Here is a 13,307-nt window from a genome sequence, read left to right on the forward strand (position 1 = left end):
AGACGGCCTTTGATATTGGGCCGTCTGAAAGGTTACATATTGGCATTTCCGCCTGTCAGCGCACCGTTTTCGGCATTACCCCATTCGGATTGGTGCGTTTTTGCTTCATGCAGCAATTCGTCCTTCATGGCTTCGTATTTGGTTGTCGTTTTATTGCGGACAGGGTTCATCAAAGGCTTGCTGTCAATTACACCGCCGGGCAGGATGGCGGGAAATTGCGATTGCGCCCATTTGACAATGCTGATGGCAGGGCTGTTCATCAATAACCGGGCGACGGGTGCGCGCCAGATGATTTGGTCGATAATCCCGTTGGGACGGTAGGCACTGTCGCCGAAGCCGTCGCCGTCAAGGTCAAAGGCGCTGTTATCGCTCCAATAGTTGCCGTGACCACCCTCGCCCCAATCAAGGAAACGGGTGCTGACGTATTTAACTTGGCTTTCGTTGTTGATAAACGAATTATTGAACAGGTTTGTGCCTTCAATGGCCGCGGTAAAGTGAATACCGATTTGACAGTTTTCAAAATGGTTGTCGAAAATTTTATTGTAGTTGGCATTGTAGGCAAACACGCATTTGCCTGCCTTGTTGATCACATTATCGTGAATTTCGGAATAATTGACGTAGTTGAGCATAATGCCTTGGTCGCGACTGCCAACGGCAATGTTGCCATACACTTTCAGGCGCTCGGAAAACATCAGCACATAACCCATGTTGTTGCCGACGGAGATATTGTTGCTGACTTCGCTGTCATTGGTGTACATATAATGGACAGCAAAGCGCAAGTCGCTAAAGCGGTTGCCTTTGTAGGTATTATGGGTACTGGTATTTGAAAAAATACCGTCACGGCCTTTGGAAATATCGTTATCGACCACTTGCGCACCGGGCGCATTCCAGACGGTTACGCCGTTGCCGCGTTCGTTGACGCGCAGGGTTGCATCGCCGATGATTTTATTTTCCCGCACCATGGATTCTGCCGCACCGTGAATATACACGCCGACAGAATTGTCGATGATGTTGTTATGCTCCACCAGCGCGCGCGTTGCCGTCTCTTCTAAATAGATACCGGCATCCATTGCCGGCAAACTCATGCCGGAATGGGAAACAGTCAGATTGCGCAAAGTTACATCAGGCGCATGAACGGCAACCGTCCTCCCGCTCCGGTCGCCGACAATCTTGGCGGAACGGTCGGCAGGGCCTTCGATGGTAATGGGTTTGTCGATATAGAGTTTGGTTTTGTATGTACCGGAGGCAAGCTTTAGCGTATCGCCGGCTTGGGCGCGCGCCAAAGCATCATTGAGATTGTCTTGTGCGGATACGTTGATGACTGCGGCAAAGGCCGTCTGAACCATGCTGCCAAGCAGCAATACGAGTGCGGCACGTTGCCATTTGGAACGATGGATTTGTGTGTGCGTCATAATCATATCTCTGTTTCAGACGGCCTGCTTGCCGCATGATAAACCGATGCGGAAACAGGTATTTTGGTGTTATAGCAAAGCTGTCTGATGATGGCTTTCATTTTGTGGCCATATCGGCCGACAAACAACTTTGCTATAAAGGCCGTCTGAAAGAATGTTTTTTCAGACGGCCTGAAGAATTAAATCATCAAACCGAAATTATTTTGGTTTAACAATCATTTGGCCAGACATTTCCATGTGCAATGCGTGGCAGAACCATTGGCAGTAGTACCAGTGTACACCTGGACGGACAGCTTTGAAGGTTACAGAAGATGTAGCTTGCGGGCCAATCTCCATAGCAATGCCATAACCTTCCAAAGTAAAGCCGTGAGTCAAGTCTTCAATGGTCTCAACGTTGGTTACATATACGGTAACTTCGTCGCCTTGGTTCACTTCAAATTGAGGAACGCTGTAAGCAGGTGCAACGGCAGTCATGTACACGCGTACTTTGTTGCCTTCACGTACGACTTTGGCAGCTTTTTCCAGCTCAACACCGTCTTTTTGGGCTTGTTCCAAAGCTTCTTGCCAGAACCATGGGTCTTTGCGGTCCCAAGTTTTGCTTGGGTTCACTTTAGACGCGGCAACCAAGCACAAGTCGTGTGGTTCGGCAAAAGTCGGATTGTCATGCACCAGACGCATTTCGTCGCCGGAGATGTCGATTAATTGGTCACACTCAGGTTTCAAAGGACCGGCATTCAAGAAGCGGTCTTTAGAGAACTTGTTCAAAGATACCAACCATTTACCGTCGGCTTCTTTGGTTTCGCCCATGGTAGTGTGGTTGTGGCCCGGTTGATAGTGAACGTCGAGTTTTTGTTTGATCGGATCGATTTTCTCGCCTTTATAGGCTTTAATCGCATCGTCGATGTTCCATTTCACCATTTGGCTGTCGATAAACAATGTAGTATAGGCATTGCCTCGACCGTCAAATGCAGTGTGTAATGGGCCAAGACCCAGTTGAGGCTCGGCTACGACAACATCGCGCTCTTTGATTTTACCTGCAAACAAGTCATCCAGTTTGCTGACATCCAATACGGTAACGGTTGGAGACAGTTTACCGTTGAGCATGATGTATTTGCCGTCAGGGCTTGCATTACAGCCGTGAGGAGAGTTAGGAACCGGGATGTAACGAGTGTATGGAGAGTTGGCTTCCGCACGACCGTCCAACATTTTCACACCGTTAACTTCTTTGAAGTCGCCTTTTTTGATGCCTTCTTCGATGGCGGCCAGGTTAAATACCACACACCAGTCTTGTTCGTTAGAAGATGCACCTTGTACAGTCAGAGCGCGCTCAGAGTTATAGCAGGTAGAGAAAGAGTATTTACCTTGGTAGTCGGCATCGCCATTATCCAAGTTACCGTCTACCAATACTTGCCATGCGATGTCCATGGTTTCGCCGTCAACTGCAGTATAAACGGCATTCCAAGTTTTAGGATCATCCCATTTGCCTACGCCGTCAACAGGAACGATATGCTCACCGTTGGCAAATACGTAGCCAGTTTTTGGATAGCGTTGAGGACGCAGACCGTGAACACCTGAAACGTTTGGAATTTCAACGATTTTATCGGTTTTCATCACATCCAAGCGGATACGGCAAACGCGGTTGTTTGCTTTATCGTTGGCATATGCATAGCGGCCGTCGTAAGTTTGATCGGTAAAAGACAAGTGCGGGTGGTGCAAGTCGCCGTTAGGGTAGCAGCGCAGACCGCTGTCTTGCAGGAATTTACGGGTTTCCGGCGTAATTTTTTCATTCAAAATACGCAGGCTCTCGTTGGTACGACCCCAACCGGTAGCGCTGTCCATATTAAACACAGGGATACGCATCAACTCACGCATAGAAGGTACGCCGATCAAGCGCATTTCGCCTGATTGACCGCCTGACAAGAAACCGTAGTATTGGTCAAGTTCGCCTGGACCGACTTCGGAAGTTTGTTTGCCCGGTTCGGCAGAATGAGCAGCGGCTTTTTCGGCAGGTGCAGCACCGGAAGCAGCAGCTTTATCACCCTCGCCGTTAGAGCAACCGGCCAAGCCCAACAAACCGGCACCGGCAATACCTGCACCGGAAGCAGCGGCAGTACCTAAGAATGAACGACGGCTTAAGCCGTTTTGTTCTAATTTTTCGTCTGACATACGACACTCCTTGGATAAAATCCGGCGGCCGATTTTTCAGACGGCCTGCCGATGAAAAATTTTCTAAGTCGGGCTGCCGATACAGCCCTCTTTTTTTATTGATAAATTACTACTTGTCGACACTGATTGCCGATTCTTTTTTAACAAACTGGACGACTTGTTCTTGGGCATTTTGCGTCGCTGCCGCATCATGCTGTTCAGCTTTTGCCGCCGCTTGTTTTTGTTTTTTCTTATTCGTTGCCACTACTTGAGGACAACGCGTATCGTGATGATACATTACCTGACAATGCAGACATTGGATACATTCGTTCGGATGAATATCGCCTTCAGGTGCGATTGCCTGTACTGGGCATTCGTGTGTACAAATCTGGCATGGGTTACCGCACATTTTATAACGGCGCAGCCAATCAAACACACGGAAGCGGCCCGGCAATGCAATACCTGCACCCAAAGGACACAGATAACGGCAGAAGAAACGTTCGATGAACAAGCCTGCAATCAGCAAAGCGGCGGCGAACAAAACAAACCACCATTCACGCATGAATTTCAAAATAATTGCAGTTTTGAAAGGCTCAATTTCAGCAAATTTTTCAGCCGTACCCAAATCGTACAGGGAAATTGCCAGCAAAGCGAAGAAAATTACATATTTAATCGCACTCAGACGGGTATGCAACAAGTGTGGCACTGTAATTTGTTTCAGACCCAATTTTTTAGCAATACGGTTGGTTAACTCTTGCAATGCACCGAAAGGACACAGCCATCCACAGAATGTACCGCGGTTCCACAACAGCATGGTCGCCGCTGTAAAGAGCCACAGAATGAATACCAGCGGATCCATCAGGAAAAATTCCCAGTGAAACTCAGTCAAAACGGCTGAGAACAACGTCAAAGTATTCACTACCGATAATTGTGCCTGAGCATACCAGCCGATATAAAACAGCGTAAAGGTCAGGAAACAAAGACGGAATCGGTCATACCATTTTTCGTAACGGACAATCCAATCTTGGAACAGGAATACCAACAGAAGAATTGTCAAAGCAATACCAACAACCATGATTTGACCTTGTTTGGCTTTCCAAACCTGTTTCCAAAGTTGGTTGGATACACCTTCCTCAGCTGTTGCATCTTCTGCAATACCTGTACTTTCTTCCGGAGCAGAGGCTGCCGCAGCCACCGGCTCAACCGGTGCACTAATTTCAACCGGCGGTGCTTTAGGATCGTCAACGTAATAGCCTTTTGGCAATTCATAATCCAAATCGGCAGTTACAAATGCCTTATCATTTACGCTCAATACGCGTTGAATCATCAATTGCAAACGCCATGGCTCAGCACCATCAAATTCCACACCTTCGGGGATAGTGAACCAAGAAACTTCTTTAAATGCAGGCGCACCTTCGGCGGATAAAGCAACTACACGTTCATGTTGCGCATCGGTAAAGCGGAAGCTGGTATCGCCTTGAATCATTTCAATACGGTCAAAGATACCGCCACGGACATAACCCGAACCTTTCCAAGAATAGCGACCCTCACCGGCCACCATCACGGCTTCTTGGCCAGGTTTCAAACGTTTTTGCAGGTTATTCCAACCGGCTTCACCTAAAAGGCTTTTACCGATGGAAGGTTGGCTGACCAAGGCAACATACAAATCAATAAATGTATCATTACCATCGCCCTGCTCCGCATGATCTGCCACACCTGCTTTACCGCTTTTCTCAAACAGTTTATTGATTTCGTCGATAGAAATATGCAGATGGCCGACAGCTTTTTGTTCCAAAAGCGCATTCCATGACAGGATATCTTGTTTGTCTTGATTGGCAACACGACGCGGACGAGTTTGAACGGCAGGTTCGGCAGACTGTTCGCCGGAAGCAGCTGACGTACCGGCTTGAACTGCTTTATCTGTACCCAAATGATATTGATGGATTACTGCTTTAACAGAGCGCTGAATACTGTCATTGATGACCATCAGGGTCACAGTCGCACCACTAATAATATCCCCTGGTGCAACACCTGGTTGAGGCGGGTTTTTAATAAAATTTAAGCCGATATATTTGTCAATGAATTTATCGACACGGGATTGCGGGATACCGATCAGCATAATCGGCTCATGGTGCTCAACCAATTTTGCGCCGGCAATAGTACCATCATTGGCCAATGCAACCATCGTATCGATCGGTTTGCTCGAATAACCGCGCGTATTGACCACGTCAGTCGTGATATAAACCAAGCCAAGCTGCTCTTCGCCTTTATATACACGAGCAACCAAAGGCTTACCTTCCGGCTTGCCGTAGCGATCAGCACCGGGGAAAATTTCAGAAGGCTGAACTTTTGCCAAGAAATCAGGCAAGCGCTCGGCGTAAGCAGGCAGGCTTACTATCATCATAGAAAATACAGCAAACAGCACAAGGATTCGTTTCCAAATGCCACTTAAGCACTTCATTTCAAGACAGGACATGGCTATTCCCGATATATCGATACTCTAAACACTTATATTATATGAATCATCTATCAGCAATAATTTGATTAAAATCAAATTTACAAATCTTAAAACCAGATTCTACATACTAATAATACTTTAGAACTACATTAGATGAACCTTTTATTAGCAGGCATGAAACATAGGAAAATCAACTTAATCCAATAATCATCCCTATATTGTTAACTTATTTATAATAATACTCAAAACAATTTCTGAAATTTCATTTAGCATATATTCAATAGAATATAACCTGACTTAAATTTCCATAGGCCGTCTGAAAACGAATATCGAAAATACTTTAACCTGCCCTGTAATGACAAAATACATTTCTTACAAAAACAAAAAGAGCCTGTATAAAACAGGCTCTTTTTCAGACTAATCTTAAGTCAGATTAGAATTTGTGACGCAGGCCAACAGTACCAGCAGTTTTCTCGTATTTGTTGTCGCCTTTGCCTTCTCTCAACCAACCGGCAGACAACAGGGCAGAAGTACGTTTAGAGAAGTCGTAGTCAGCACCAACGATAACTTGGTTGTAAACGCTGTTCTTTTGTTTCACGCCGTCTTCTTTAGCTTTGAAACCGTGAGCGTAAGAAACACGAGGAGTCACGTTACCGACGCGGTAAGCAGCAGTTGCACCAACTTCAACACGTTCGTTTTTCTTAGCGTTAGCAACATCTTTTTTGAAGCCTTCGTATTGACCCACAACAGCAACCATCAGGTTGTTAGCATCGTAACCAGCAGTCAAACGGTGTGCTTGGTGGTCTTTGTAAGCACCAGCATTCAAGGTAGTGTTTCTATTGAATGTCTCCAGGTAACCATCAGTCAAGTCAGCATGTTTAGCGAAAGAACCAGCATAGCGACCAAAGAAGCCAGAGTTTTCGTAGTTCAGACCCAAATCGTAAGACGCACGGCTTTTCACAGCATGTACACCTTTGTCGTCAGGTCTAGCATTGTCGCGAGGTTGGTATTGAACGCTTGCGCTGAAACCACCCAATACAGGAGTATCGTAACGTACAGATACTTTGCGACCATCTACACGTTTGATTTTACCCAGTTGCAGAGCGTCTGCATTAGCATTACTAGACTCCCAAGGGTCAAAGCTGTCACTGCTGTCGTTCAGAGCAGTATTCAAGTTACCGGCACGAACTTTACCGAAACCGCCTTCCAAGCCCAAGAAAGATTCACGGTTAGCAAAACCAGAATCACCACCGGCGATAGAAGTTTTTTGTTCAACTTGCCAGATAGCATTCAGGTTGTTACCCAAGTGTTCGTGACCTTTGAAACCGATACGAGAACCGTAGTCAGCAATCTCAGTAGCAGTTTTAGATTTAATAGTTTGACCTGCAGCTTTCTCTTTAGTTCGAGAAATTTCTACACCAGCTTTGATTTGACCGTACAGAGTCACATCAGCCATAGCTGCAACAGGCAGAGCTGCCAAAGTCAGAGCAATCAGAGATTTTTTCATTGCTGTATTCCTTTTCTATTGTGAAGAAATAACTTAAGCAGACCGGACAATCCGCTTAGGCTTACATTATCGCTGGAATCAGCGATTCCATGACTGTTACTATAATTGCTCCTCTCTAAAAAAACAAACTTTATTCAATCCATCCCCACCACCCTTGAAACCCAACAAAGGCAAACACAGCCTAAAAAAAGGAAATTTATTATTTAAAATCAATGATAAATTTCTTTTAAAACCAGCTGTGCATTTTTTACAACACTTTATTAATTTACACATCAATCACGCGATTTTGTTGCTTTTATACCAACAATCCGTCAATTAGGCCGTCTGAAAAACATTACCCGAAACATCTATCCACTCAGGCAGAGGTAGTTTTACCACCCCAAATTCATCAGGATAATCAACACCTGTTAGATACAGACCATCAGACATAAAAGTTGGCGGAGCCATCAATCTACTTTTTGCGTGAAAGACCGACTCAAACTCATCTACACTGATTCTGCCGCTACCCACATACACTAATGCCCCCATAATATTGCGTACCATATGATGTAAGAATGCATTCCCATGCAAATCAAGGCACAGATAGCGAGAAGTTCCACTAATCTTTGTACTATACAGTGTCTTTACAGGGGTTTTCGCCTGACATTCGGCCGCTCGAAAGCTGGAAAAGTCATGCTCTCCCTCCAATAAGGCAGCAGCCTGCCTCATCAGATTTAAATCCAATTTCAAATGCGTCCACCCTACTCTGCCAACCAATAATGGAGAACGAACCGGTGAAGACTCCAATAAATAACGATAATGGCGGCCATAAGCATCAAATCGGGCATGAAAATGAGATGCAACTTTTTGCGCAACCAACACAGCAACACCATCAGGCAAATGTGCATTGACACCCCGCACCCATGCTTGCTCCGGACGGCTTACTGATGTATCAAAATGCACTACCTGGGCAGTTGCATGCACACCCGTATCCGTCCTTCCCGCAACTATGGTATTAATTCGCTCCCCTGCTATTGAAGATAATGCCTGCTCTAAGGCCGTCTGAACAGTCGGCAAATTTCCAGCCTGTTTTTGCCAACCATAAAAACGGCTACCGTCATAAGAGAGGGTTAAAGCCCAACGCTGCACGAGATGCCCTGTTGTATTTGCTTGTTCAGTCATTTCTTATACTTCTTGTAAATTGATATTGTTGCCTACGCTCAAGTAACAAATATTAAAAAGGCGTGATTAACACACGCCTCCATTTTGTCTTTCAGACGGCCTTCATCTTCAACCATCATATAAAGCTGAAATCTTACTCAACCAATAATAGACTCAGCCAAAATCTTACTTTTTAATTTACCATAAAAAAGATGCCGTCTGAAACGGCATCTTCATTTGACTGGCACTTATGCGCCAAGTTCTTTTATCAGTTTTTGGGCTTTATGCAGAATATCGCCTTCAGCCTCTTCAATCAGCGCTTGCAATGTTTCTCGAGCCGCTTCAGGATCACCGATTTCGATATACATCTTAGCCAAATCATATTTGGCTTCAAGCGGTGCGGTCATGCCGACTGATTCTGAAACAAAGCCTCTTTCACTATTGCTTTTATCGGCGGCCACTGAAACATCTTCAGCTCCCCATTCCAATGCACCTTCTTCAATCACAAACTCAGAAGCAGCTTCTTCTTTCTCTACTTCTTCTTTGGTTTCTTGAATTTGCAAGTCTTGATCTTGCTTGACATCAAATGGCAGCACATGGCTGTCTGAAGCTTCAGGGGTTTCTACCGTAAACTCGAATGGCTCTTCATTTCTTGACTCGGAGACTTTTTCCTCTGTCGCCAAATCAAACTCAGCAAATGTATTTGCCTGCTCTTCTTTACGTTCAGGCATAACAACAGATACCGGCTGATACGGATTTTCTGGTTCAGGTTCATACACGCTTTCTGTTGATTCGATATTGTCCCAATCAGCATAGCGACGTTGCTCTGTCTCTACATCATGCGTTACTGCACCTGAAAGAATACCTGCCTGTCTATTGTCAATCTTACCCAAATCAAGTTTGACATCATCGATATTGGAAGATTCTTCTACTTCATTGATAACCACATCATCTTCGAAATCATCTTCGATAAACAGACCGTCTGGAGTTTTTTCAGACGGCGTTACTTTAGTTGCAGCAACCGCAGCAGCTGAAGCAGCAACATTTTTCTGCACAGCCTTCTCTTCATCCTTACGGCTTACAGGTGCCGCTTCCGGCTCGTCTTTACGTTTACCGGCAGCTTTCAATAACAACCAAGCAGCAATAAGGGCTGCACCCCCCGCCAATAACCATTTCCATAAATTGCCGTCTGATTCGCTTTCTGTTTGCTCCGCGACAGAATCAGTGGTTGCAACAGGCTCAGAAGCCACTACATTCGCTTGAGCATCAGAAGCCATAGCTTCTTGAACATCGGACGCAGGAACAGTAGATGCGGCATCTTCATTGACAGCTGCAGATACTGCTTGTTCTGTTTGTTCAGCTGAAGCTTGTTTCACTTCTTCCTGTTGCTGTGTATTTACGCCAGTATCTTTAACCTGGGCTTCAGTTTGAGCCTCAGGCTGAGCAACAGGTTTTTCTGTTTTGGCTTCTGTTGCATTGGCAGTTTCATTGCCTTTCTCTGCTGCTGTATTGGTTTTAACAGGAGCAGAAGCAGCCAAGCGTTGCAATTCGCTACGGTTTGGAATATTCAACACTTTACCTGCCAACATACGGTTGGCATTGTTATCAATAAACACATCCGGGTTGGCATTTACCAAAGCCTGAATGGTTTGATCCAGGGTCATACCTTGCGGACGGATGCTGGACGCAATGGCAATCAGGGTTTCACCCGTACGCACCAAATGCTGTCTGCCTGAACGTGAGGCCGTGTCGTTTTTAGCAGAGGCCGTCTGAACTTGTTTTTTCTCAACCTTACGCTGCACATCCTTACGCGCTTGAATTGCCTGATTACCTGCTGCTTTATTGTTTTTCGTTGCAGGCTGTTGGGCATTGCGTGTCGGCTCAGAGGATTGAGATTCAGTGGCCGGACGGGTACGAACAGATGCAGCATCTTTAGAATCATATCCGGCCGGATCGATAATAGCAGTGTATTCACGCGATTGCGCGCCAACACCTACTTGAAAAACCAAAACAGGATCTTTGATGGCTTTAGAAGAGCGGATGGTAACGACTGCCTTATCGCCTGATTTGCGTACCGCCGCACGCAAATTGCCATTTGAAATAGTGGCCTTGCCGCCATTAAGCAGAGCCTGAGCTTCCTCGCCAGTCACAGTGATACTGCCTGTAAAAGGCTCACCCAAATGAGATTGAACGTTCAAGCCACCCAAACCTGCAGAGGCACTGAGCGATGTCATTAAAGCGATAGAAGCTGTAATTAATTTAATATTGTGATGTTTTTTCAAAACTGATCCCCTGTTCGGAAATTATGGTACTGACCAATGTGCGCGCATTTAACCATATATTTACTAGATATTACGTCATGATATATTTTTAACCCATTCCTGCCAAGCAATAGAGGCTATTCAGCCTAAAATTCCTTAGCAAATCTATTACTTTTGCATGCTTGTGTTTCTTTTTTACAAATTTCGCCAACCCAAAACAAATATCTCATATGGATATATGTGGTATTAAAGTCATAGGGAAAGGTGCAAAAAAACACATCTCCCTGTATGATTAGCATTTACTCAATTAGTTTCATCATTAATATATGAAGGTTTTGAGCGACTTATTCGCCGTATTCTTATTTTTCATCACATACATCATCACCAAAGACATGATTGCCGCAACGACTGTTGCGGTTGTAGTCGGTATAGCCCAAGCTGCGCTGACCTTTTGGAAACACCGCAAGCTGGACACCATGCAATGGATCAGCCTAATTTTGATTGTCTTTTTTGGCGGTGCAACGATTTTACTGAAAGACAACCGCTTCATCATGTGGAAACCGACCGTTCTGTTTTGGATCGGCGCGATCGTCATGCTGTTCAGCCATCTTGCCGGTAAAAACGGGCTTAAAGCCGTCATGGGCAAAGAAATGCAGCTCCCTGATTTTGTATGGACACGCCTGACTTATGCATGGATTGGCTTCCTAATTTTTATGGGTGCGGCCAACCTCTTTGTCTTTACGTATTTTCCAGACCAATGGGTCAATTACAAACTGTTCGGCACATTGGGTTTCACAATCATTTTTTCCATCGCACAGGGTATGTATCTGATGCGTTTCCAGCCTAAGGAGGATCAATAATGGAATATTTCATGCTTTTGGCTACTGATGCCGAAGATGTCCACGAAGCACGCATGGCAGCACGCCCTGCTCATTTAGCACGCTTAGAAGAATTGAAAGCGCAAGGCCGTCTGCTGACTGCCGGCCCCAATCCTCTACCAGACAATCCGGAACGCGTTTCCGGCAGCCTGATCGTGGCTCAATTTGAATCTTTGGACGCTGCACAAGAATGGGCTGAACAAGACCCTTACGTCGATGCCGGCGTATACGCAGAAGTATTGATTAAACCCTTTAAAGCCGTATTCAAATGAGCAATATGCGTCAAATTATCGAGGAACGCCTGCAGGCGCTTGAGCCTGAGTTCTTCGATTTTGAAGATGAAAGCCACCTGCACGCCGGCCATGCCGGCAATAAAGGCGGCGGGCATTACGCTATAGTGGTGGTCAGCAACGCATTTGAGAACATTGGCCGCCTCCAGCGGCAACGTATGATTAAGCAGCTTTTGCAGGACTTGTTTTCAGATGGCCTGATTCATGCACTCAGTATCAAAGCAGCCACGCCGGACGAATACTTCCATTAAGATTACTACTCAAACTTTGATTTCTAATCATTAATTTAAAAGAGAAATACGATGAAAAAAACCTACTTTGCTTCAGCCTTGATGCTTGCCCTGACTTCCGGCACCCTGTTTGCCCAAACTTTGGTTACCGTCAACGGTCAAGCCATCGACAGCAGCGTTATCGATGACCAAGTTGCTTCCGTACTCGCCAGCAACCCGAACGTTCAAGACACTCCTGAATTGCGTCAAATGCTGACTGAACGCCAAGTTATCAGCACTGTTGTTACCCAAGAAGCCAAAAAATTAAAACTGGATCAAAGCGCTGAATTCAAAACAGCATTGGAACAAGCGCGTGCTGATGCCGCCAAACAAGGCGCAGATAAAAAAGCCACATTCAAAACCGAATGGGCAGTTTTCGAAAAAGATTTATTGGGCCAAGCTTTTGCAGCACATATCGTCCGTCAAAATCCTGTTCAAGAAAAAGATGTCAAAGCCGCTTACAACGATTTCAGCAACTTCTATAAAGGTACTCAGGAAGTCCAACTGGGCGAAATCTTAACCGACAGCAACAGCAATGCCCAAAAAGCCATTGCCGATTTGGATGCGAAAAAAAGCTTTGTTTCAGTATTGAACCAATACTCAATTGACGAAGCGGCCAAAAAAGCCGGCGGCATCCCTAAAGCTTATGTTCCGCTTAAAGATTTGCAAGAATCAGCGCCTCCGCTTTACGCTGCAGTCAAAGACCTGAAAAAAGGTGCGTACACTAAAACTCCACTGCAAAACGGTAATCTGTACGCCGTTTTCTACGTCAATGACCGCCGTAACGTTACCGTACCTTCTTACGAAGTCGCTAAAAACGAGATTGGCAGCGACTTACAGGCAGCCCGTGTTGATGCGGCCATTCAATCATTACTGAAAAAAGCCAGCATCAAAGTCAACAAATAATATAAGGTGCCCGCCGTGATAGCGGCGGGCAATAAGGAACT

10 protein-coding genes are annotated in these 13,307 nt (G+C 45.5%); 4 read left to right on the forward strand and 6 right to left on the reverse strand.

The features are described from left to right. Positions 1–32 precede the first annotated feature (32 nt). The 6 genes from ACTHTS_RS07440 to ACTHTS_RS07465 all read right to left on the reverse strand — a co-directional run bounded on the left by ACTHTS_RS07440 (position 33) and on the right by ACTHTS_RS07465 (position 10,896). Positions 33–1,412 carry a nitrous oxide reductase family maturation protein NosD gene (locus ACTHTS_RS07440; RefSeq protein ID WP_440369675.1) on the reverse strand — a complete coding sequence of 460 codons (1,380 nt, stop codon included), beginning with the start codon at positions 1,410–1,412 and terminating at the stop codon, positions 33–35. Between the two features lie 198 nt (positions 1,413–1,610). Further along, positions 1,611–3,578: a TAT-dependent nitrous-oxide reductase gene (nosZ, locus tag ACTHTS_RS07445; protein WP_036493194.1), complete on the reverse strand. Its 1,968-nt coding sequence runs from the start codon at positions 3,576–3,578 to the stop codon at positions 1,611–1,613. Positions 3,579–3,687: 109 nt separating this feature from the next. Continuing rightward, positions 3,688–5,961: a 4Fe-4S binding protein gene (locus tag ACTHTS_RS07450; RefSeq protein WP_440369676.1), complete on the reverse strand. Its 2,274-nt coding sequence runs from the start codon at positions 5,959–5,961 to the stop codon at positions 3,688–3,690. A 487-nt stretch (positions 5,962–6,448) separates the two neighbouring features. After that, positions 6,449–7,522 carry a trimeric porin PorB gene (gene porB / locus ACTHTS_RS07455; protein WP_440369677.1) on the reverse strand — a complete coding sequence of 358 codons (1,074 nt, stop codon included), beginning with the start codon at positions 7,520–7,522 and terminating at the stop codon, positions 6,449–6,451. Between the two features lie 315 nt (positions 7,523–7,837). Beyond that, on the reverse strand, positions 7,838–8,683 hold the full coding sequence (gene truA, locus ACTHTS_RS07460) for a tRNA pseudouridine(38-40) synthase TruA (RefSeq protein WP_440369678.1): 846 nt from the start codon (positions 8,681–8,683) through the stop codon (positions 7,838–7,840). Between the two features lie 227 nt (positions 8,684–8,910). Beyond that, positions 8,911–10,896, reverse strand: a complete 1,986-nt coding sequence (locus ACTHTS_RS07465; RefSeq protein WP_440369771.1) for a FimV/HubP family polar landmark protein — start codon at positions 10,894–10,896, stop codon at positions 8,911–8,913. A gap of 353 nt (positions 10,897–11,249) precedes the next feature. On the opposite strand from ACTHTS_RS07465, the gene ACTHTS_RS07470 reads away from it, so the two are divergent. The 4 genes from ACTHTS_RS07470 to ACTHTS_RS07485 are packed head-to-tail and all read left to right on the forward strand — an operon-like array spanning position 11,250 to position 13,266. Beyond that, the gene (locus tag ACTHTS_RS07470; RefSeq protein ID WP_315037852.1) at positions 11,250–11,783 is read left to right on the forward strand and encodes a septation protein A; all 534 of its coding nucleotides are present in this window, start codon (positions 11,250–11,252) and stop codon (positions 11,781–11,783) included. After that, a complete protein-coding gene (locus tag ACTHTS_RS07475; protein WP_004519663.1) occupies positions 11,783–12,073 on the forward strand; it encodes a YciI family protein in 291 nt (96 codons plus the stop codon). The genes ACTHTS_RS07470 and ACTHTS_RS07475 overlap by 1 nt, the downstream gene beginning before the upstream one ends. Continuing rightward, positions 12,070–12,342 carry a BolA family protein gene (locus ACTHTS_RS07480; protein ID WP_070460214.1) on the forward strand — a complete coding sequence of 91 codons (273 nt, stop codon included), beginning with the start codon at positions 12,070–12,072 and terminating at the stop codon, positions 12,340–12,342. The genes ACTHTS_RS07475 and ACTHTS_RS07480 overlap by 4 nt, the downstream gene beginning before the upstream one ends. A 51-nt stretch (positions 12,343–12,393) precedes the next feature. Next, the gene (locus ACTHTS_RS07485; protein WP_070646233.1) at positions 12,394–13,266 is read left to right on the forward strand and encodes a peptidylprolyl isomerase; all 873 of its coding nucleotides are present in this window, start codon (positions 12,394–12,396) and stop codon (positions 13,264–13,266) included. Positions 13,267–13,307: the final 41 nt, after the last annotated feature.

It is taken from the genome of Neisseria sp. P0019.S003, assembly GCF_051957115.1.
GTDB classification, from domain to species: domain Bacteria; phylum Pseudomonadota; class Gammaproteobacteria; order Burkholderiales; family Neisseriaceae; genus Neisseria; species Neisseria flavescens_D.

What these genes read in the sequence shown, in the direction of transcription:
- ACTHTS_RS07450 (WP_440369676.1), bottom strand. Translation starts at nt 5,961, where the DNA reads ATGATGATAGTAAGCCTGCCTGCTTACGCCGAGCGCTTGCCTGATTTC.
- truA (WP_440369678.1), bottom strand. Translation starts at nt 8,683, where the DNA reads ATGACTGAACAAGCAAATACAACAGGGCATCTCGTGCAGCGTTGGGCT.
- ACTHTS_RS07480 (WP_070460214.1), top strand. Translation starts at nt 12,070, where the DNA reads ATGAGCAATATGCGTCAAATTATCGAGGAACGCCTGCAGGCGCTTGAG.
- ACTHTS_RS07440 (WP_440369675.1), bottom strand. Translation starts at nt 1,412, where the DNA reads ATGACGCACACACAAATCCATCGTTCCAAATGGCAACGTGCCGCACTC.
- ACTHTS_RS07485 (WP_070646233.1), top strand. Translation starts at nt 12,394, where the DNA reads ATGAAAAAAACCTACTTTGCTTCAGCCTTGATGCTTGCCCTGACTTCC.
- ACTHTS_RS07475 (WP_004519663.1), top strand. Translation starts at nt 11,783, where the DNA reads ATGGAATATTTCATGCTTTTGGCTACTGATGCCGAAGATGTCCACGAA.
- porB (WP_440369677.1), bottom strand. Translation starts at nt 7,522, where the DNA reads ATGAAAAAATCTCTGATTGCTCTGACTTTGGCAGCTCTGCCTGTTGCA.
- nosZ (WP_036493194.1), bottom strand. Translation starts at nt 3,578, where the DNA reads ATGTCAGACGAAAAATTAGAACAAAACGGCTTAAGCCGTCGTTCATTC.
- ACTHTS_RS07470 (WP_315037852.1), top strand. Translation starts at nt 11,250, where the DNA reads ATGAAGGTTTTGAGCGACTTATTCGCCGTATTCTTATTTTTCATCACA.
- ACTHTS_RS07465 (WP_440369771.1), bottom strand. Translation starts at nt 10,896, where the DNA reads ATGACATCGCTCAGTGCCTCTGCAGGTTTGGGTGGCTTGAACGTTCAA.